A 20,378-nucleotide genomic window follows, 5' to 3' on the forward strand; every position below is an offset into this window, starting at 1 on the left:
GAACGCGGCCGCCTTCGCCTGTCACCATCGCGACGGCGAATAGCTCAGCGCCGGTAGTCTGGCGGTCTGTTCTTCAGGACGAGGCGAGCTCGCCGGCGGCGGGTTCTTGCCAGCGATCGACCAGGCGAAAGCGAGTACGTGCGCAACGGCAACGTAGAGCTCTTTCGGAATCTCCCGACCGATATCCAATTTCGACAGCGCGCCCGCAAGCGCTGCATCTTCTTGCAGCGGCACGTTGTGCTCGCGAGCGGTCTCGATGATTTTTTCGGCGATCTCGCCGCCGCCTTTGGCGACGACCCGAGGTGCGCCACCACCGTTGATGTTGTAGTGGAGCGCGACGGCGATCGGTGCGCGAGGACGTTCGTTCATGCTCGTACGTCCAACAGGCGCGCGGCACGTGCGCCGGTGTCGCCAACCGGCATGCCATGCAAACAAACGATGCGGTCGATCTCGAGCCCGGCTTCACGCAGGATGGCTTCGAGCTCGCCGGCACGCGCGGATAATGCATTGACGATGGCGGGCGACTCGGCCCGCAGCTGCACGCCGATGCGATGGCCGGTCAAGGTCACTTTCGCATGCAACGCGCCGACCTGACCCAGATCCATCGCGGCCTCGACACTCCACGAATCGCCGCTGCCTTGGTGCTTACGGGATTCATCGTGTTCGACACGCAGCCGCAGCGTGGAGGCACGATCGTCATGTCGCACCGGCAGCTCGACCAGCATCGATTGCACCGATGGATCTGCCGCCGTGTTGGTGATCTGTGTGGTCGTCAGGCGCGCGAGTGCACCTTCGGTCTGGCGTGCCAGTTCATTGAGCTGCTGCTCGGCGCCTTCGATCATCGAGAACGTTGCCGGCGCTGCATTGAGCGCAGTCAGTGGGCCGCGAGCCGTGGGAGGCGCTGCATTCATCGCAGTATCTGAATGAGCGGCGTTCGGACGTGCGCCGTTCTCTCGCAGCGTGCGGCTCAAGGCGAGCATCAACGCTTTCAAATCATTTGCGAGCACTCTCGGATCGGCTGCGCCACGTGACGCATCGGCGAGATTCGCTTCGAGAAAAGCGCCGGAGCGCCGTAGGGCGCCCGCCAGATTTTCGGGGTCGCCGAGCGAATCGGCATCCGGCAAAGCCTGCCACAGCTGTGCTGCGGCTTGCGTCACGGCCTTGGGCAAATCTTCCGCGCCATGCTTGCCTTGGGCGAGCCAGGAAAGATTGGCGAGCATGAGCGCAGGGCTTTCCTGGCGAGGCACGAAACGACGCATGGCATCGGCGACCACGGTTGCTTCGGCATCCGCCGCCGCGGCCGTGGAAGAAGAAAGTGTCTCCAATGCCAGCACCGGGCTGTTACGGAGCACGCGGACGTTCAGCACCTCGCCGTTGGCCGGCCCGGCGCTGTTGCCGGAGGCGAGGCGGGCGTTGTGGCGCTGACCGCCGATATCGAGCCACAGCTGACCGCTGGCAGCGTCGCGCACAGCAATGACCTGCAGGAGCGCGCCAACGCGCCACTCCGACAGCAGGCTCGGGCTATTGCTCCCGGCCGGGCTGGTACTGCGAAAGTCCACCAGGTCGATACGCATGAATGAGTCACTCGTGCGACGTGCAGTTGCAACGTGAACTGCTTCACCAATTTAACGGCAGGGAATCCCGGAGCTTGAGCGGGCCGAGGTTAAGTAGTGCGACGTGGCTCACCTAAAGCTGACCCCTCATATGCCGATATGAATCCCGAATCTGTGAAATCAGTACTACGAGCCTGCAAGCTACGTCATGAAAACAAGTAAGCGTAAACGTTCCGCCAAAGCCCAACCGGTCATGGAGACAGTGGGCGCGGACGTTATTAACGCTGAACTGACGGCCGCCGTTGAGCCGGCGCTCGAGACGCTCGCCGAGCCGGTCGCCGAGCCGGTCGCCGAGTTGAGCCCCGCTGCTGTCGAAGCGCTGGTCGCCGAGCCGATTGCTGAACAGGCGATCGAGTCGAGCGGCGAGGCGATCGCCGAGTCTGCTGTTGAAGTGGCTGCTGAGCTGGTCGTTGCAGATGTCGTGGCCGAGCAGGTTGCTGATGTTTCTATTGAGCAGGCTGCGGAAGTCGTAACCGAGCAGACCACTGACGCTTCTTTCGAGCAGGCCACGGAAGTCGAGGCTGAGCAGGCTGCTGACGTTTCTATTGAGCAGGTCGCGGAAGTCGTAGCCGAGCAGGCTGCCGATGTTTCTATTGAGCAGACCGCGGAAGTCGTAGCCGAGCAGGCTGCCGACATTTCCAATGAGCAGGCGGCTGAAGTCGTGGCCGAGTCGGCCACTGATGTCGGTATCGAGCAATCGGCTGAACTCGTCGTCGAGCCGGTCGCCGACGTTTCTATTGAGCAGGCTGCGGAAGTCGTGGCCGAGCCGGCCGCCGATGTTGTTATCGAGCAGACGGCTGAACTCATCGTCGAGCAGGCCGCCGATGCTTCTACCGAGCTGGCTGTTGAAGTGGCCGCCGAGGCAGGCGCCGAACCGGTGACTGCGTCTGAGGAAACTGTCCTCGTCGAGGCCGTCGCTGACGCGATCGCTACCGAAACGACCGAAGCCGCCGCTGAAGCGGTCGCCGAGCCGGCAGTCGCTGAAACCGCCGAGCCCGTCGTGGTCGGCGAGCCGGTCGTGGTGCTCGGGGCCAACTGCAGCGTGAAAGATGCCGCTGCGCTCAAGACTTCTCTTTGCGCTTTCTCGAATCACGGCGACGCTGTGACTCTCGATGTGAGCGCCGTCGAACGTGTCGATACCGCGACCATGCAGCTGTTGTGCGCCTTCGTGCGTGACCGCAGCGGTCGCAACCAAAGTGTCAGCTGGCGCGGCGAGTCGCAGGCTCTGCAGGATGCAGTGCGCTTGCTCGGCGTCGGTGCACTGCTCGGTCTCGAGACAAAAGGAGTTGCCGCATGACGCGGATTCTGGCCGTCGACGATTCCCCTTCGATGCGCGACATGGTGCGCATCGCACTAACCAGCGCAGGTTTCGATGTGACTTCCGCCGGCGACGGCCAGGAAGCGCTCGATCTGGCGCGTCAATCGGGTTTCGACCTGGTGCTTTCGGACGTCAACATGCCGGTGATGGATGGCATCCAGCTGATTCGCGCGTTGCGCGCCGAATCGGCGTATCGCCACATCCCCATTTTGATGCTGACCACCGAAGCGGGCCCGGACCGTAAAAAAGAAGGCAAGGACGCCGGGGCCACGGGCTGGATCGTCAAACCATTCGATCCGGCACAACTCGTGGCGACCATGCATCGCGTGCTGAGGTAAACGACAGTGGCCATCGATCTCGCCCAATTCCATGAAGCGTTTTTCGAGGAGAGCTTCGAAGCGCTCGACTCGATGGAAGCGGCCCTGCTGCAGCTCAATCCGGGTGCGCCCGAGCCTGAGCTGATCGGCACGATCTTCCGCGTTGCTCACTCCATCAAGGGCGGCAGCGCGACCTTCGGCTTCTCCGAAGTGGCCTCGTTCACGCACACTTGCGAAACCCTGCTCGATGAGCTGCGTGCCAATCGCATGCAGGTGAGTCGTCACGTCACCGATCTGCTGCTGAAGTCGGTGGACGTGATGCGCGAGATGCTGCGATCGGTGCAGCGTAAGGAGCCGATCGACGCGCAAAGAGTCGCCGATCTGCAGTTCGATCTCGAACTTGCGATCGCGCAGAAGAATCAGCCGGCTGCTGCCGCGCCGGCGCCCGCTCCAGTCGTCGAGGCTGCTCCGGCTCCCGCAGCTGCTGAAACGGCGAAGCCGGGCTTCAAGCATCGCTGGCGCATCAGCTTCCGCCCATATCCGCAGTTGTTTGTGCACGGTAACGATCCGCTGCGCATGATTCGTGAGTTGAGTGAACTCGGTGAGCTCGCCGTCAAGCTCGATGGCAATGCGTTGCCGTCGCTCGAACAGCTCGAGCCGGAGAGCTGCTATCTCGCCTGGGATCTGACGCTCGACACCGATGGCGATCGTGCGGCCGTCAATGGCGTGTTCGACTGGGCCGAAGGCGATTGCGATCTGAAGATTGAAGAGGAGGCCGTGCCCGCCGCCGCGGTGGCGCAGGCCGTCGCCGCTCCGGCGCCGGAAGCGAAGCCTTCCAACGTCGTGAACATCGCAGATGCCAAGCCTGCCGAAGCGCCGAAGGCGAGCGCCGAGCCGGCACATGCTCCGGCCGCGGCCGAGGCACTGCCGAAGGCGGGCGCCACCGACGGCGGCTCGATCCGCGTCAGCACCGAAAAAATCGACGAGCTGATGAACACGGTCGGCGAGCTGGTCATCACGCAGTCCATGCTGACGCAGCTCGGCACGAAGTTCACCGGCCACGCTGCCGAGCAGCTGCGCTCGGGTCTCGCGACGCTGGAAAGAAACGTTCGCGAACTGCAGGAAAGCGTCATGCGCGTGCGCATGTTGCCGATCAGCTTCGTGTTCAGCCGCTTCCCGCGCATGGTGCGCGACTTGAGTCAGCGCCTGGGCAAGCACGTCGAACTGAAGATGACCGGCGACCAGACCGAGCTGGACAAGACGGTCATGGAGAAGATCGGCGATCCGCTGGTGCACCTGGTACGCAACAGCGTCGACCACGGCATCGAAATGCCCGAGGCGCGCAAGGCCGCCGGCAAGACGCCGAACGGCACGGTGTTTCTCAACGCATATCACAAAGGCGGCAGCATTACCGTCGAAGTGGGCGATGACGGCGGTGGCCTGAACAAGGAAAAGATCCTGAAGAAGGCGCGCGAGCGCAATCTGATCGGCGCCAACGAGGTGCTGAGCGACGAGCAGATCTACGAGCTGGTTTTCATGGCCGGCTTCTCGACCGCCGAGCAGACCACCGACATCTCCGGCCGCGGCGTCGGCATGGACGTGGTGCGCAGGAACATCAAGGAGCTGGGCGGCACGATCGAAGTGCGCTCGGAGTATGGCAAGGGCTCGCGCTTCATCATCACGCTGCCGCTGACGCTCGCCATCGTCGACGGTCAGTCGGTGGCGGTCGGCACCGAAACTTACATCGTGCCGCTGATCACCATCATCGAGTCGCTGCAGTTGAAGCAGGGCATGGTCAATCGCGTCGCCGGCCAGGGCGAAGTGTTCTGGTTCCGCGATGGTTACGTGCCGGTGGTGCGCTTGCATGAAGTGTTCGGCCTGGAGCCGCGCACGACTCAGCTGCACGAGGGCTTGATCATGGTCGTGGAAGGCGAGGGCCGCAAAGTCGGCTTGTTCGTCGACGACCTGCTCGGCCAGCAGCAAGTGGTCATCAAATCGCTGGAAACGAATTTCCGTCGAGTCGACGGTGTGTCGGGCGCAACGATCCTGGGGGATGGCGCCGTGGCACTGATTCTCGACGTGCCGGGATTGATCCGCGTCGCGACGCAAAGACTGGCTGCATGAAGCAGCCGGCTTGCACCCGCCTGGCCAGGCGGCTCGCGGGCAGATCGACCGACACGGGTGCCCTTGCAGCACGAGGGCGCCCGCGCCTGAACGGATTGCACAGGCGCGCGCATTGAATGTTTTTTGGGGTTCACAAGAGCAAGTTGGGGCTCACAAAGCGAGCTAAGGAATCGATGTTATGAACACGTGGAATATTTCGGTGAAGGCCAAGCTGTTCGCAACCTTGGCGTTGGCGGGGGTCGTGTTGATCCTGGTCGGCGTCATCGGCCTGAGCGGCACCAAATCCTCCAATGCTGATCTGGATGCGATTTTCTCGAATCGCTTCATGCCCACGGGCTGGGTCGGCGCTATCGAGACGAGCGAGCGCACGGTGCTCGAGAAGGCCGAAGAGGTGGTCATCCGTCAGGATGGCGCCGCGGTCAAAGGTGCGCTCGATCTGCTCCAGGAGCGTCAGGGCCAGGTGAAGGAGCTGATGCAGAAGCTCGACGCCACCGATCTCACCGATAAGGAGCGCGAGATCGTCGGTCAGTTCCGCACTCACGGCAACGAACTGCTCAGCCTGGTGCAGGAAGCGCTGCTCGCCGCGCAGTCTGGCAACTTCAGCGTCGCTGAAAGCACGCTGATCGAAAAGGCCCGCCCGGCCTACGAGAAGATCACCACCGCCGGCGACACCCTGCTCACGACGCAGATCGAAGTGGCGCACAAGATGCGCACCGAGGCGGATGCGTCCTTCAAGAAATCCAGCGCGTTCATCATCGGCGCCATCGTGGTCGGCATCGCCCTGTCCGCAGTGCTGGGTCTGCTGATCATTCGTTCCATCGTCAGTACCATCAACACGGCGGTGAGCATCGCCGACCGCATCGCCAGCGGCGAACTGGGCAACGACGTGCGCGTCGAGAGCACCGATGAGCTGGGCCGCCTGCTCGAGGCGCTCAAGCGCATGGACGGCAAGCTGGTCGAAATCGTCGGCGACGTGCGCGGCAGCGCGGACGCGGTCGGTGCGGCGGCTCGTCAGTTGTCACATGGCAACGACGACCTCTCGCAACGTACCCAGGAACAGGCTGCTGCCCTGGAAGAAACAGCTTCCAGCATGGAGCAGATGACTGCGACGGTGAAACAGAATGCGGACAACGCGCGCCAGGCGAATCAGCTGGCGGTGGGTGCTCGCGAACAGGCGGAGCGCGGCGGTGCCGTGGTCCAGCGCGCGATCGCCGCTGTGGGCGAGATCAACAACTCCAGCCGCAAGATCGCCGACATCATCGGTGTGATCGACGAGATCGCGTTCCAGACCAACCTGCTGGCGTTGAATGCAGCCGTCGAAGCGGCGCGTGCCGGCGAACAGGGCCGAGGCTTCGCGGTGGTCGCCACCGAAGTGCGCAATCTCGCCCAGCGCAGCGCCAGCGCCGCGAAGGAAATCAAAGGTCTCATCAACGACTCGGTCGACAAGGTCAAGGTCGGCTCGGAGCTGGTGGATGAGTCCGGCCAGACGCTCTCCGAGATCATGGAAAGCGTCAAGAAGGTCACCGACATCGTCGCCGAAATCGCGGCCGCGTCCGAAGAACAGTCGGCGGGCATCGAGCAGGTGAACAACGCGGTGAGCCAGATGGACAACGTCACGCAGCAGAACGCTGCGCTGGTGGAAGAGGCCTCTGCGGCCAGCAAGTCCATGGAGCAGCAGTCCGGCACGCTGGTCACGCAGATCGGTTACTTCCGTCGCTCCGATGGCAGCGGCATTGCGGGCTCGGGCGGGCATGCGCATTCGCATGCGGCTGCTGAAGTCGCTCGCGCCGCGGCTCCGGTCACTCGTCCGCGTCCGCAGGCTGTCCGCAAGGCTGGCCTCGCCGCCACCAAGCCGCGGGCTGCAGCGTCCTCGAACGCAGCGCCTTTGGCTCGCGCCAGCGGTGACGACAGCCAGTGGAGCGATTTCTAATCGTCAGCGCCGGGTGCCCCAAAGCGGGGCGCCCGGCGCCGGCGCACGACTGATGCAGCAAATGTCTTACTCATCCTGCTCAGAACGACGCCGATAAATAATTTGAGCGCTGTCGCTGACGCAGGCCGGTCGCCGGCGAAACCGACAGACAGTAGGAGACTCGTTTCATGACCAATCAAGTTGCCGCGCAGATCGATGCCGCCGCTGCCGGTTCCAACCAGGTGCTGACCTTCACCCTGGGTGACGAAACTTACGGCGTGGACATCCTGCGAGTGCAGGAAATCCGTGGCTGGTCTCCGGTCACGCGCATCCCGCAGGCGCCCAGCCACGTGCTCGGCGTGCTGAACCTGCGCGGCTCGATCGTTCCGATCGTCGACCTGCGCATGCGCTTCAACCTGCAGCATGCGGAATACACCCCGCTCACCGTCATCATCGTGCTGTCGGTGCAGTCGCCGATCGGCCGTCGCGATTTCGGCGTGGTCGTCGATGGCGTCTCCGACGTGATCGATGTGGCGGCCAACGACGTGAAGCCGGCGCCGGAGTTCGGCGCGCACGTGAGCACTGAGTTCATCGAAGGTTTGGCTGCTGTGTCGGGCCGCATGGTGATGCTGCTCGACATCGATCAACTGATCGGTGCGGACGTCACGGGAGTGGCGCTCAATCCCGCAGCTTAATCGATGAGATGTGAGTAACGGCTCGCGAGGGCCACCTTGCGAGCCGTTGATCACACGCGAAATCCGTCCAATGCCGACTCCAGCTTCATCCGCTTCGCCCGCCGACTCCGCGCACCATGGACCTCAGCTCGGTGACACCGAGTTCAATTTCATCCGCCACGTGGTCGGCGAGAACGCCGGCATCGTGCTGGGCCCCAACAAGCGCCAGCTGGTGCAGGGCCGTCTGGCGCGGCGTCTGCGCGAGCTCGGGCTGCCGAGCTACGAGGCTTACTGCGAATATCTGCGCGACGCCGGGCCCGAAGAGCTGGTCGGCCTGATCAACGCGATCACCACCAACGTCACTTCGTTCTTCCGCGAGAACCATCACTTCGAGGCGCTGGGCTCGTACATGCTGCCCGAAGCGATGAAACGCAACGCTGCGTCCCGGCGCCTGCGCATCTGGTCGGCGGGTTGCTCGACGGGTGAAGAGCCGCACTGTATCGCGATGGTGGCTGCCGAAGCGTTGCCGTCCTCGCCGCGCTACGATTTAAAAATTCTCGCGACCGACATCGACAGCGACGTGATCGCTGCGGCGTCCTCGGGCATCTACCCGCTGGATCGCATGTCGAGCGTGTCGCCGGAGCGCCTGAAGCGCTTCTTCCAGAAAGGTCACGGCGAGCACGCAGGCTGTGCGGTCGCGCGCCATGACGTCAAGTCGATGATTACGTTTCGCACGCTCAACCTGCTGCATGCGTGGCCGATGAAAGGCCCGTTCGACGTGATCTTCTGTCGCAACGTGATGATCTATTTCGACCAACCGACGCGCGAGAAGCTGGTGCACCGCTTCAGCGAAATGCTGGCGCCCGGCGGGTATCTGTGCATCGGCCATTCGGAATCCATTCATGCAGGCAGTGCGCCCTTCAAGCTCGTCGGCAAAACCATCTACCGCCGCAACGGTGGCGCCCATGGCTGACAAACCAGCCTTGGCCAGGGTGTTGCCCGGTTTCGAGAACATCCGTCGTTACACCAATCCGCAGGGTCAGGTAATCGCCAAGCTGCTGCCGGGCGACTTCTATGTGACCACCCACGATGAAGTGCTCGATACGGTGCTCGGCTCGTGCGTGTCGGCTTGCATCCGCAATTCGAAGCTCGGCATCGGCGGCATGAATCACTTCATGTTGCCGCGTCCCAGCGGCAATGGTCATGACACGTGGGAGACGGGTGCCACTGGCCGCGCCACGCGTTACGGCAGCGCCTCGATGGAACAACTGATCAACCGCATTCTGAAAGCCGGCGGCACGCGCGCCGATCTCGAAGTGAAGATCTTCGGCGGCGGTCGTGTGTTGAAGACGCTGACCGATGTCGGCGATCACAATGTGACTTTCGTGCGCGAGTTCCTCAAGCAGGAAGGGCTGCGCGTGACTTCCGAGGACGTGGGCGACACCTGCCCGCGCCACATACAGTATTTTCCGCTGACTGGCCGCGTGCGCGTGCGCCACCTGACCTCGAGTCATACCAGGGACGTGGCCTCGCAAGAACAGCAATTCCTCAAAGGCCTGGAGAAGACGCCAGTGGCCGGCGAGATCGATCTGTTCTGAGGACAGACCGCATCATGGCCATCAAACTCCTGATCGTCGACGACTCGGCCCTGGTCCGGAAGCTGCTGAGCGAAATGCTCGGCAACGACCGCGACATCGAGATCGTCGGTACGGCGACCGATCCGTACGCCGCTCGCGAGAAGATCAAGCAGCTCAATCCCGACGTCATCACACTGGACGTGGAAATGCCCCGCATGGACGGCATCACGTTCCTCGAGAACCTGATGCGTCTGCGGCCCATGCCGGTGGTGATGGTGTCATCGCTGACGCAGCGGGGCGCGGATGTCACATTGCGCGCGCTGGAACTCGGCGCGATCGATTTCGTCACCAAGCCCAAGATCGACGTCGCCGGCAGTCTTGCCAACTACGCCGAAGAATTGATCGCCAAGGTGAAGGTGGCAGCGAGTGCGCGAGTGAGCGCACGGCCGGCGTCACGCAAGCCGCCGGTGCTGCAGTCGTTGAATATGGAGCAGCGCCACAGCGCCGATGCGGTGTTGCCGGCGTCGCACGCCAAGCGCGTGTTGCGCACGACCGATCGAATTATTGCCATCGGTGCGTCGACGGGTGGCACCGAAGCCATTCGCGAGGTGCTCGAAGGGCTGCCGCCAGACGCGCCGGCCGTGGTGATCTCTCAACACATCCCGGCGGCGTTCAGCAAAGCCTTTGCCGAGCGCATGAACCGCTGCTCGGCCATGTCGGTGTGCGAGGCCAGCGATGGCCAATACATTCTTCCGGGCCACGTCTACATCGCGCCTGGCGATCAGCACCTGCTGGTGGAGCGCGACGGTGCGCGGTACCGCTGTCGACTGAGCAACGGCCCGCATGTGAATCGTCACCGGCCCAGCGTCGATGTGATGTTCCGCTCGATGGCGCAAAACGTCGGCCCGAACGCCGTGGGCGTGATTCTCACCGGTATGGGCGATGACGGCGCTCGTGGCCTGAAGGAAATGGCAGAGGCGGGCGCACCGACCATCGCTCAGGACGAGGCGACCAGCGTGGTCTGGGGCATGCCCGGCACCGCCGTGAAACTGGGCAGCGCCCAGCACGTGTTGCCTTTGCATCGGGTGGCCGCTGAGGTATTGCACCTGACCGCCGATCATCCAAACGGCAAGATGGCGCACGGCTAAACCCTGAGCTGCCGCTGGACCGGGCGAATATGTACAGCGGTGTTCAGAAATGCCAACGGCGCCGCAGATCGTGAGAAGCACGTCGCAGTAGAGTCTGCTCAGATTCCGCACGACTCAGAACCGCGACCATGAGCACTCCTCATAACGCCTATCAGGCCGCCCAGCAGGCCCAAATGACCGAGGTCTCCGATCACGCCGCGGCGTTTGCGTTCGTGGGCGAGCTGGCCCAGGAAGTCTCCACCGGCAAGGTGGAGCTGCCGTCGTTCCCGGATGTTGCCGTGCGCGTGCGCAAGGTGCTGGCCGACGAGCATGTTTCCAACGACCAGATCGCCCGCGTGGTCGGCTCCGAAGCAGGGCTGGCGGCGCGCGTGTTTACCCTGGCCAATTCGGCGGCCTTGAATCGTAGCGGTCGCTCGGTCTCCGATCTGAAGACTGCGGTGAATCGCATCGGTCACAATAACGTGCGTACTGCGGCGGTGTCGTTCGCGATTGCGCAGCTGCGCAAGGCGAGCGAGCTGAAACATATCTCCAAGGAGCTGGAGGGGCTGTGGCAGGAGGCGACCACCGTGGCGGCGCTCGCTTATGCAGTTGCCTCGCGCACCAGCGTGAACGCCGACGAGTCGATGCTTGCCGGGCTGCTGCACAACGTGGGCAAGATCTACATCCTGGCGCGCGCGCACAAACATCCATTTTTCAAAGAGCCGGCGACGCTGCAGCAGTTGCTGCGTGACTGGCACGCGAACGTCGGCAAGGCCATCGTCGAGAACTGGGGTTTCCCGGATCACATCGCCGAAGCCATCGGTGAGCACGAGAATATCGAGCGCGTCAATGACGAGCGCGACGTGACCGACGTGCTGACCGTGGCAGTGATGATGGCCGGTTTCTTCGGTCACGAGGCCGATCTGGAGTTGAACATGCAGGGCGTGAAATCGTTCTGGCGTCTGGGTCTCGATAACCAGAAGTGCGTGCATGTGATGCGCGATTGCGCGGAAGAGATCAGCGCGCTGCGCACAGCGCTCGGCGATTAACCCAAGTTATATTATTTGGCCCACGGCGCCCGCCGGTTCGACGAACCGGCGGGCGTTTTCGTTGGCGGATTGGAAATGACAATGCTGCACGGGGAAAGCGGGTTGCAAAGTTTCAGGGCAACTCGCAGCCACGAGCTGGGCCCGCCCTGATTCGTACATTCCGACATTCATCGAGGCTGGCTCAAGGTCGATAGACCTCGTGGCTGGTACTCATTAGTAGAGTTGGTATGAATTTGGGGTCTCTTAGTATTCGCGCGCGCATCGTCGGCACACTGCTGGTGCTGGCGACGTCTCTGCTCATCGTCGGCGGACTCGGCCTGTATGGAATGAATAGCATCGTCAACGATCTCGACGATATGTATCAGCGCCGTGTGCTGGTGATGGGCGAGCTCGGCGAGCTCAAGACCAAGGAGCTGGATCGTCAGGCGCTGGTTTCGCTGACGGTGCTGGCAAACGATCCCACGACCATCGCGAAGTATCAGCAGCAGCTACAGCAGACCAAGGTGGAAGCCGCGCGCCTGTTGCAAAAGTTCGGTGAAATGCAGGTCAGCGAGGACGGCAAGGCCTACTACCAGGCGATCAAGCAGGCGCATGACAGCCTGCAGGCCACCTTTGACCAGATCGATGCAGCGCTGGCCGCGAATGACGATGCGTTGGCGGGGCGGCTGATCGTCGACAAACTCGATCCCGAGTTCGATGTGTTGAGTGCGGCGCTCGACCAGACCACCAAACATCAATTCAAGCGAGCTGAAGAGGCATTGGAAGCGGCGCAGGGCGATTTCCGCAGCGGCCGCGCTATTGCGATCGGTGCGATGCTCGCTGCGTTGTGCCTGGCGGGTGTGTTCGCGATGTTGCTGATGCGCGCCATCATGTCCGGTCTGGGCGCGGCGATGAATGTCGCGGAGGAGATTGCCGATGGTCATCTCGGTCATCAGATCGATGCGACGCGCCGGGACGAATTCGGCATGTTGCTCGGTGCGCTCCACCGCATGGATGAAAAACTGCACGAGATCGTCGGCAGCGTGCGCGGCGCCTCCGATGCAGTTGGCGGTGCGGCTTCACAGCTATCGCGCGGTAATGACGATCTGTCGCAGCGTACGCAGGAGCAGGCCTCGGCATTGGAAGAAACCGCGTCGAGCATGGAAGAGATGACCGCGACGGTGAAACAAAACGCCGACAACGCGCGCCAGGCGAATCAGCTGGCCAGCGGTGCTCGCGGCCAGGCCGAGCGCGGCGGCGATGTGGTGTCGCGCGCCGTGACCGCAATGGAGGAGATCAACAACTCCAGCCGCAAGATCGCCGACATCATCAGTGTGATCGACGAGATCGCTTTCCAGACCAACTTGCTGGCGCTGAATGCGGCTGTCGAAGCGGCGCGTGCCGGCGAACAAGGCCGCGGCTTTGCCGTGGTGGCCTCCGAAGTCCGCAGCCTCGCTCAGCGCAGCGCCACGGCCGCCAAAGAGATCAAGGGTCTCATCGGCGACTCGGTGGAGAAGGTCCGCAGCGGCAGCGCACTGGTCGACGAGTCCGGCAAGGTGCTCGGCGAGATCATGGAGAGCGTCAAGAAGGTCAGCGACATCGTCGCCGAGATCGCCGCCGCCAGCGAAGAACAGGCGCAGGGCATCGATCAGGTGAACAATGCCGTCACACAGATGGACGACACCACTCAGCAGAACGCCGCGCTGGTGGAAGAGGCAGCCTCGGCGGCCAAGTCCATGGAACAGCAGGCTGAACGGCTGGCCGCGGAGATTTCATTCTTCCGTACGGCGAACCACTCCGTGCGGGCGACGACTGTCATAACCAGCAAGCCGAGCGCCTCGGTGCGCTCTATCTCCCGGCCGGCAACAAAGCGTTCAGCTGCCAAGCCTGCGCCTCGACCCGTTGCGGCGCCCCTGGCCAAGGCCAGCGGCGACGACAGCGCCTGGCAGGATTTCTGAGCCACGGTCCGGCCGGGCGCCTTGTAGGCGGCTGGCCCGCGCCAGAGTAGAACGGTCTGGGACAGGCCCGGCCGAAAGTGAACGGGCTCACGATCCGGCATCATTGAGGGATTGCCCTATCCGCGTATAAGAGGATTAGATTAGGAACGCGGTTGTGCAGTGAAACGTACTGATTGCGTTCCCTGAGAAGGGACGCCAGCTTGTGGCGATTTTCATTTCAACGATGGCCGCACAAGTCTGGCCACGGGGAACATTGCGTGGCGAAAGGCGGAAAAATACTGGTCGCCGAAGATGATGCCGAGGCGCGCGAGCTGCTGATGATGTCGCTCGCGGACGGCGACTATGACCTGTTGCAAGCGGCCGACGGGATCGAGGCGCTGCATTTATTGCGCACCGAGCATCCCGATCTGCTGATCACCGACATCGTCATGCCGCGCATGGACGGTTACGAACTGGTCCGCAAGCTGCGTCAGGACGAAAGCATGTCCGGCACCCCAGTGATTTTCTGTTCAGCGTCCTACCACGAGCGCGAGGTGCGCGAGATGGCCCGCTCGCTGGGCGTAAGTAGCACGCTGTCCAAACCGTACGATCTGGAGATCGTCCGCGAGACAGTGACTGCGGCGCTTGCGACCAAGTTGCCCGCGGGCACGAGCCAGCCACCGGCGCTGTCGGTGAACGGGGGAGCCCAGGAGCGATTGAGTGCGCTGGTGACATTCAGCCGCCGCGTATTTGGTCAGACCGAGCCCGCGGTGATTCTGGAATCCACCTGCGACGCTGCGCGCGACATTCTGCTCGCCCAGATGGCGCAGCTCGTGATCGTGACCGAAGGCGGCGCACGTCAGGCGACGACCTCCAGTGGCCTGTCCAGCGAGGAGATGGAGCGTCTGCTCAGCTCCCGTATGTATCGCGATCTGGTGCAGTCGCTGGAAACGGGTGGCTCGGCGCTGTACCCCATGTCGCCGGATGAATCGGTGGCGCACGGCGACGTGCCTCAACGCGGCGAATTCGTTTCCATGCTGGGGGTGCCGATCGCGTCGGTCACCAAGTCGTATGGCTATCTGTGCGTGCTGAATCGCATCGGCCTGCCGGGCTTCACCGAGGAAGATCTGGCGGTGGCGCGTGCCATTGCAGTGCAAGTCGCCGTGGCCTACGAAAATGCGCTTCAGCACCAGGCACTGCAGGATGAAATCGACCGGCGCGCCGAAATGGAAAGCGAAATCCGGCGCCTGAATCAGGATCTGGAAAAGCGGGTCGCCGAGCGGACCGCCGAGCTGGAAATCGCCAATCGCGAGCTCGAGGCGTTTTCATATTCGGTCGCGCACGACTTGCGTGCACCGTTGCGGTTGATTCATGCCCACGTGCAGATGCTTCGCGAGCACAAGGGGCCACCGGGCGCGCGCGAGCCGACCATTCACATGGAACAGATTCAGCGCGGTGCCAAGGAAATGAGTGCGCTGATCGACGGGCTGCTGGCCTTGTCGCGAGTCAGTCATGTCGAGATGCGCCGCGAGCCGTGCACGCTGGACAGCATGGTGAAGCACGCCGTGGAGCGTGCCAGCCAGGAGGCGCAGGGGCGCGATATCGAATGGCGTCTGCATCCGTTGCCGGCGATGAGCTGCGATCCCGAGCTGATGCAACAGGTGTTCGCGAACCTCATCAGCAACGCCGTCAAATATTCGCGGCCGCGGCCCAAACCGGTGATCGAAATCGGTACCGGCGTGGTGAAAGAGGGCGACAGCAGTTCCACGGCCACGCCGGGTGAACGATACATTTACGTGCGAGACAACGGCGTCGGCTTCGACATGCGCTACGCGCGCAAGCTGTTCGGCGTGTTCCAGCGTTTGCACCGGCAGGACGAATTCGAGGGTACGGGCATCGGCCTGGCCACCGTCAGCCGCATCGTCGAGCGCCACGGCGGCACGATTTGGGCCGAAGCCAGCCCCGGCCGGGGGGCGGAGTTCCGGTTTACGCTGCGCGGGATGGACTGAGGCGCTGGCAGGACATCTTCCCCAAAGATGTCCCTTGATATCCTGGGAAATGGGGATATCCCTGGTATCCTTCGCGCCTTTCAACCCGGGCCCGCGGGCCCCATACCGCTACAACGATGCAGCCCCAATACGAACCCTCCGTCGTGGAGGCGCAGGCGCAGGCCTTTTGGGCCGACCGCCGCGCCTTCGCCGTCAAGGAAGATCCCAGCCGTCAGAGCTATTACTGCCTGTGCATGTTCCCGTACCCCAGCGGCCGGCTGCACATGGGGCACGTGCGCAACTACACCATCGGTGACGTAATCACCCGATTCTTGCGTATGCAGGGCTACAACGTGCTGCAGCCCATGGGTTGGGACGCCTTCGGCCTGCCGGCCGAGAACGCCGCCATGAAAAACGGCGTGCCGCCGGCCAAGTGGACCTACGAGAACATCGCCTACATGAAGCGCCAGCTGCAGTCGCTGGGCTTCGCGCTCGATTGGGATCGGGAGCTCGCCACCTGCCAGCCCGAGTACTACCGCTGGAATCAGTGGCTGTTCCTGAAGATGCTGGAAAAGGGCATCGCCTATCGCAAGACCGGCGTGGTGAACTGGGACCCGATCGATCAGACCGTGCTCGCGAACGAGCAGGTGATCGACGGCCGCGGCTGGCGCACCGGCGCGCTGGTCGAGAAGCGCGAGATTCCGATGTACTACCTGCGCATTACCGATTACGCGCAGGACCTGCTCGATGCGTTGAACGACATGCCCGGCTGGCCCGAGCGCGTGCGCGCCATGCAGGCGAACTGGATCGGTCGCAGCGAAGGTGTGCGCCTCAGCTTCCCGTATGAATTGCAGGGCGAGCAGCGTTTGTTGAGCGTGTTCACCACGCGCGCCGACACCCTCATGGGTGTGACATTCGTTGCCGTAGCGGCCGAGCATCCGCTCGCAACGTATGCAGCGCAGTCCAATCCTCAGCTCGCGGCCTTCATCGAAGAATGCAAACGCGGCACGGCGCAGGAAGCCGAGATCGCATTGATGGAAAAGAAGGGCATGCCGACCGGCCTGTTCGTCAACCATCCGGTCTCGGGCGAGCGCGTGCCGGTGTGGGTGGGCAACTATGTGCTGATGACCTACGGCGAAGGCGCCGTGATGGGTGTGCCTGCGCACGACGAGCGCGATTTCGCGTTCGCGCTGAAGTACAACCTGCCGATCAAACAAGTGATCGAGGTTGCGGGCGCGGAACCGCCGTTCACCGATAAAGAGTGGCACGGCTGGTACGGCGAGTACGGCACGCTGATCCACTCCGGCAAGTACGACGGACTGAATTACAGCCAGGCCATCGATGCCATTGCCGCCGATCTCAAGGCCAAGGGCTACGGCGAGAAGCACGTGCAGTGGCGTCTGCGCGATTGGGGCATCTCGCGTCAGCGTTACTGGGGCTGCCCGATTCCGCTGATCCACTGCCCGAAGTGCGATGTCGTGCCGGTGCCGGAAGAGGATCTGCCGGTGGTGTTGCCCGAAGGGCTGGTGCCCGACGGCAGCGGCAATCCGCTCAACAAGACGCCGTCGTTCCTGGATTGCAAATGTCCGAAGTGCGGCGGCCCCGCGCGGCGTGAGACGGACACGATGGATACGTTCGTCGACTCGTCGTGGTACTTCCTGCGCTTCGCCTCCGCCAAGAACGACAAGGCGATGGTCGATGAGCGCGCCGACTACTGGTCGCCGGTCAATCAATACATCGGCGGCATCGAGCACGCCATTCTGCATTTGCTGTATGCGCGTTTCTGGACGCGCGTGATGCACGACATGGGCCTGCTCAAAGTGCAGGAGCCGTTCCAGAACCTGCTCACGCAGGGCATGGTGCTCAATGACATTTATTCACGTCGCACCGGCGAAGGCGCGATCGAATATTTCAACCCGGTCGATGTGAACGTGCAGGTCGATGCGAAGGGCGCACGCGTCGGTGCGACTTTGAGCACGGACGGCAAGCCGGTCGACTGGGAAGGCATGCGCACCATGTCGAAGTCGAAGAACAACGGTGTCGATCCGACCAAGCTGGTCGAACAGTACGGCGCCGACAGCGTGCGCCTGTTCATGATGTTCAAGGCGCCGCCGGAAGATACGCTGGAATGGTCGGATGATGGCGTCGAAGGCGCGTCGCGTTTCATGCGTCGTCTGTGGCGCATGGTCAACGAGCACGTGACCGCGGGCCCGGTCAGCGGCCAGGTGTCCGGTGAATTGACCGACGAGCAGCGCAACGTGCGGCGCGCGGCGCACAGCACATTGCAGAAAGTCACCGACGATCTCGGTCGTCGTCGCGTGTTCAACACCGCGATCGCCGCGGTGATGGAATTCATGAATACGCTGTCGAAGTTCGAGGACTCGTCGCCGCAAGGTCGCGCCGTGCGCCAGGAAGCGCTCGAGTTCGTCGTGCAGATGTTGTCGCCCATCGTGCCGCACGCCGGCCACGTGTTGTGGCAGGCGCTCGGCCACTCGGATCCACTGATCGATCATCCCTGGCCGCAGCCGGATCCGGCCGCGCTGGTCCGCGACAGCATCGATGTCGTCATACAAGTAAACGGCAAGCTGCGCAGTCAGATTACCGTCGAAGCGAGCGCCACCGAGCAGCAGATTCGCGAAGCGGCGCTGGCGGACTCCACTGTGCAGAAGTGGATCGAGGGTAAGCCGGTCCGCAAAGTGATCGTGGTGAAGGGCAAGCTGGTCAACGTCGTCGTTTAGGCTTGCCCGGCCTGCTGCAGCAGCGTTAGCCTCCGATGACACTCATCGGGGGACTACAGATGTCAGCTGCAGAACGTGCCGTAGCAGACGTGCGTGCTCAGGTGTCGGCCGAGGAATGGGCGACGCGAGTGGATCTGGCGGCCTGCTATCGTCTCATTGCGCATTTTGGCTGGGACGATCTGGTCTTCACTCACATCTCGGCCCGCGTGCCGGGCACGCATGACTTTCTCATCAATCCCTATGGCTTGATGTTCGAAGAGGTCACCGCGTCCAACCTGGTGCGCGTCGACCTCGCCGGCAATAAAACATTGCCGAGTCCCTACGAGATCAATCCGGCCGGCTACACGATTCACAGCGCCATACACGAGGTGCGCGAGGACGCCGGTTGCGTGTTGCACCTTCATACGATGGCCGGCATCGCGGTCTCCGCGCAGCGCGACGGATTGTTACCGATCTCGCAGCAGGCCACGTTCATTCTGCTCAGCCTGTCCTATCACGATTACGAAGGTATTGCGCTCAACCCGGAAGAGAAGGGTCGCTTGCAGGCCCATCTCGGCACTACACGTCACATGATCCTGCGCAATCATGGATTGCTCACGGTCGGTCGCACCATCTCCGACGCCTTCATGATGATGTACAGCCTGCAGCGGGCGTGTGAGATCCAGATCATGGCGCAAGCGGGCGGCACCCCGCTGCTCGACATTCCCGAGTCGGTGCTGGCGACGGTGCCCGAGTACATGAAACAGGTGACGCGCGGTGCCGGCACCGGACTGGTGTGGCCTGCATTGTTGCGAAAAATGGACCGTCTCGATCCGGGTTACAGGGAGTAGCTGTACAAACCGCGGTTGCCACCTGCATTCCCGAATGATAAAGCAACAGGAGTAGTGCAAATTTTGTACGGTCTCAAGAGAACCACGGATGAAAGCGGGTGTCATGGCAACGCGGCTGTCGGTGCTGCAGCGTGCATTGCCGTCACGCATTCTGGTAGTCGATGACGACGAACAGGATCGCGAATTGATCATGCGGCGGCTGACGGCCGCCGGTTTCGAAGTCGAGCATGCCAGCAACGGTCAGGAGGCGCTCGAAGCGCTCGACCGCCAGTGGTATCCGCTGGTAGTCACCGACTGGCACATGCCGGTGATGGATGGCCTCGCGCTCACCCAGACGTTGCGCGCGCGCGGGGCCGAAGACACTTACATAATCATGCTGACGATGCGCGACTCGAGCACTGACTTCGAGCAGGGCTATGTCGCGGGCGTCGACGACTACCTCACCAAGAGGGTTTCCGATCCCGAGTTGTTCGCTCGCATCTATGCCGCGTTCAACACGCTGGCGCTGCGCCGCTCGTTGCGAGAGGCGCAGGAAGCGGTGATGGAGCAGTCGGTGAGCATCGATGTCGAATCCGGCGCGTTCTCGCACAGTGAATTGCAGACCCGCCTGCTGTCGGAGATCCGGCGTGGACAACGTTACGGTCGTCAGCTGGCGGTCATGACGGTGGGCGTGCGGGTTGAAGGCGAGCCCGCCGATGACTGCGCTCCCGATGCCACCACATTGAGATGTGTGGTGCAGGCGATCGACGCCTCGGTGCGCGCGCATGTGGATTGGATCGGTCGCTTGGAGGCGCCGGTGGGCGCGGTATTCGGCGTCGTGTTGCCGGAGGCTGGGATCACCGAGGTGCCGCTCATCAAAGAGCGCATGATGATGGCGTTGAGCCGCTATGCCAGCAGCGTTGCCGTGCCGCTCGTCTTCAGCTACGGAGTTGCGGGGCTGGAAAGGGATGGCACCGACAGCGCACTGGTCGAGGCGAGCGAAATGCTCGATGTGGCCGAGCACTGCCGGGGTTGTCCGGGGCATTCAGGCAACGAGCAGTTGGCCGCCGTTCAGCGCAGCGTGGCCACTCATGCCGGCATCGTCTGCCGTCACGGCTACGTGGTGGACAGCGAATGCGTGCTCAAAAGTCCGGCTGCGATGCGCGCCATCCAGCCATTTACTGCCGCCCGCTGACCCACTTCTGACCCGACACATTGA

General features: G+C 62.9%; 16 protein-coding genes. 14 read left to right on the top strand and 2 right to left on the bottom strand.

The genetic code is table 11. The features are described from left to right. Nucleotides 1-21: 21 nt before the first annotated feature. Together D0550_RS24645 and fliK are read right to left on the bottom strand one after the other, a co-directional pair. A complete protein-coding gene (locus D0550_RS24645) occupies nt 22-369 on the bottom strand; it encodes an EscU/YscU/HrcU family type III secretion system export apparatus switch protein (RefSeq protein WP_116811857.1) in 348 nt (115 codons plus the stop codon). After that, entirely contained in the window at nt 366-1,574 is a 1,209-nt protein-coding gene (fliK, locus tag D0550_RS24650) for a flagellar hook-length control protein FliK (protein ID WP_116811858.1), read from the bottom strand. Before fliK ends, D0550_RS24645 begins: the two co-directional genes overlap by 4 nt. Before the next feature lie 187 nt (nt 1,575-1,761). On the opposite strand from fliK, the gene D0550_RS35630 reads away from it, so the two are divergent. The 14 genes from D0550_RS35630 (at nt 1,762) to D0550_RS24720 (ending at nt 20,354) form a co-directional block, all read left to right on the top strand. Beyond that, complete coding sequence (locus tag D0550_RS35630) at nt 1,762-2,910, top strand: STAS domain-containing protein (RefSeq protein WP_206606515.1); 1,149 nt, start codon at nt 1,762-1,764, stop codon at nt 2,908-2,910. Next, nucleotides 2,907-3,269 (top strand): response regulator, encoded by a 363-nt coding sequence (locus tag D0550_RS24660; RefSeq protein WP_116811860.1) that lies wholly within the window; start codon nt 2,907-2,909, stop codon nt 3,267-3,269. Before D0550_RS35630 ends, D0550_RS24660 begins: the two co-directional genes overlap by 4 nt. Before the next feature lie 6 nt (nt 3,270-3,275). Further along, nucleotides 3,276-5,372: a chemotaxis protein CheA gene (locus D0550_RS24665; protein WP_116811861.1), complete on the top strand. Its 2,097-nt coding sequence runs from the start codon at nt 3,276-3,278 to the stop codon at nt 5,370-5,372. Between the two features lie 178 nt (nt 5,373-5,550). Continuing rightward, on the top strand, nt 5,551-7,302 hold the full coding sequence (locus D0550_RS36500; RefSeq protein WP_116811862.1) for a methyl-accepting chemotaxis protein: 1,752 nt from the start codon (nt 5,551-5,553) through the stop codon (nt 7,300-7,302). A gap of 167 nt (nt 7,303-7,469) precedes the next feature. After that, on the top strand, nt 7,470-7,976 hold the full coding sequence (locus D0550_RS24675; protein ID WP_116811863.1) for a chemotaxis protein CheW: 507 nt from the start codon (nt 7,470-7,472) through the stop codon (nt 7,974-7,976). Nucleotides 7,977-8,046: 70 nt separating this feature from the next. Then, nucleotides 8,047-8,928 carry a CheR family methyltransferase gene (locus D0550_RS24680; protein WP_116811864.1) on the top strand — a complete coding sequence of 294 codons (882 nt, stop codon included), beginning with the start codon at nt 8,047-8,049 and terminating at the stop codon, nt 8,926-8,928. Next, a complete protein-coding gene (locus D0550_RS24685; protein WP_116811865.1) occupies nt 8,921-9,553 on the top strand; it encodes a chemoreceptor glutamine deamidase CheD in 633 nt (210 codons plus the stop codon). The genes D0550_RS24680 and D0550_RS24685 overlap by 8 nt, the downstream gene beginning before the upstream one ends. Nucleotides 9,554-9,567: 14 nt before the next feature. Next, a complete protein-coding gene (locus tag D0550_RS24690; protein WP_116811866.1) occupies nt 9,568-10,680 on the top strand; it encodes a protein-glutamate methylesterase/protein-glutamine glutaminase in 1,113 nt (370 codons plus the stop codon). Nucleotides 10,681-10,808: 128 nt separating this feature from the next. Next, complete coding sequence (locus tag D0550_RS24695) at nt 10,809-11,708, top strand: HDOD domain-containing protein (RefSeq protein ID WP_116811867.1); 900 nt, start codon at nt 10,809-10,811, stop codon at nt 11,706-11,708. 227 nt (nt 11,709-11,935) lie between these two features. Further along, nucleotides 11,936-13,645 carry a methyl-accepting chemotaxis protein gene (locus tag D0550_RS36505; RefSeq protein WP_116811868.1) on the top strand — a complete coding sequence of 570 codons (1,710 nt, stop codon included), beginning with the start codon at nt 11,936-11,938 and terminating at the stop codon, nt 13,643-13,645. 257 nt (nt 13,646-13,902) lie between these two features. Further along, nucleotides 13,903-15,633, top strand: a complete 1,731-nt coding sequence (locus tag D0550_RS24705; protein ID WP_116811869.1) for an ATP-binding protein — start codon at nt 13,903-13,905, stop codon at nt 15,631-15,633. Between the two features lie 116 nt (nt 15,634-15,749). Continuing rightward, nucleotides 15,750-18,350, top strand: coding sequence for a leucine--tRNA ligase (gene leuS, locus D0550_RS24710; RefSeq protein ID WP_116811870.1), 2,601 nt, complete (start codon nt 15,750-15,752; stop codon nt 18,348-18,350). Between the two features lie 59 nt (nt 18,351-18,409). Further along, nucleotides 18,410-19,180 carry a class II aldolase/adducin family protein gene (locus tag D0550_RS24715; protein ID WP_116811871.1) on the top strand — a complete coding sequence of 257 codons (771 nt, stop codon included), beginning with the start codon at nt 18,410-18,412 and terminating at the stop codon, nt 19,178-19,180. 88 nt (nt 19,181-19,268) lie between these two features. Further along, on the top strand, nt 19,269-20,354 hold the full coding sequence (locus D0550_RS24720) for a GGDEF domain-containing response regulator (protein WP_116811872.1): 1,086 nt from the start codon (nt 19,269-19,271) through the stop codon (nt 20,352-20,354). Nucleotides 20,355-20,378 lie beyond the last annotated feature (24 nt).

Source organism: Steroidobacter cummioxidans, assembly GCF_003104955.1.

What these genes read in the sequence shown, in the direction of transcription:
- D0550_RS24645 (WP_116811857.1), bottom strand. Translation starts at nt 369, where the DNA reads ATGAACGAACGTCCTCGCGCACCGATCGCCGTCGCGCTCCACTACAAC.
- fliK (WP_116811858.1), bottom strand. Translation starts at nt 1,574, where the DNA reads ATGCGTATCGACCTGGTGGACTTTCGCAGTACCAGCCCGGCCGGGAGC.
- D0550_RS35630 (WP_206606515.1), top strand. Translation starts at nt 1,762, where the DNA reads ATGAAAACAAGTAAGCGTAAACGTTCCGCCAAAGCCCAACCGGTCATG.
- D0550_RS24660 (WP_116811860.1), top strand. Translation starts at nt 2,907, where the DNA reads ATGACGCGGATTCTGGCCGTCGACGATTCCCCTTCGATGCGCGACATG.
- D0550_RS36500 (WP_116811862.1), top strand. Translation starts at nt 5,551, where the DNA reads ATGAACACGTGGAATATTTCGGTGAAGGCCAAGCTGTTCGCAACCTTG.
- D0550_RS24675 (WP_116811863.1), top strand. Translation starts at nt 7,470, where the DNA reads ATGACCAATCAAGTTGCCGCGCAGATCGATGCCGCCGCTGCCGGTTCC.
- D0550_RS24680 (WP_116811864.1), top strand. Translation starts at nt 8,047, where the DNA reads ATGCCGACTCCAGCTTCATCCGCTTCGCCCGCCGACTCCGCGCACCAT.
- D0550_RS24685 (WP_116811865.1), top strand. Translation starts at nt 8,921, where the DNA reads ATGGCTGACAAACCAGCCTTGGCCAGGGTGTTGCCCGGTTTCGAGAAC.
- D0550_RS24690 (WP_116811866.1), top strand. Translation starts at nt 9,568, where the DNA reads ATGGCCATCAAACTCCTGATCGTCGACGACTCGGCCCTGGTCCGGAAG.
- D0550_RS24695 (WP_116811867.1), top strand. Translation starts at nt 10,809, where the DNA reads ATGAGCACTCCTCATAACGCCTATCAGGCCGCCCAGCAGGCCCAAATG.
- D0550_RS36505 (WP_116811868.1), top strand. Translation starts at nt 11,936, where the DNA reads ATGAATTTGGGGTCTCTTAGTATTCGCGCGCGCATCGTCGGCACACTG.
- leuS (WP_116811870.1), top strand. Translation starts at nt 15,750, where the DNA reads ATGCAGCCCCAATACGAACCCTCCGTCGTGGAGGCGCAGGCGCAGGCC.
- D0550_RS24715 (WP_116811871.1), top strand. Translation starts at nt 18,410, where the DNA reads ATGTCAGCTGCAGAACGTGCCGTAGCAGACGTGCGTGCTCAGGTGTCG.
- D0550_RS24720 (WP_116811872.1), top strand. Translation starts at nt 19,269, where the DNA reads ATGAAAGCGGGTGTCATGGCAACGCGGCTGTCGGTGCTGCAGCGTGCA.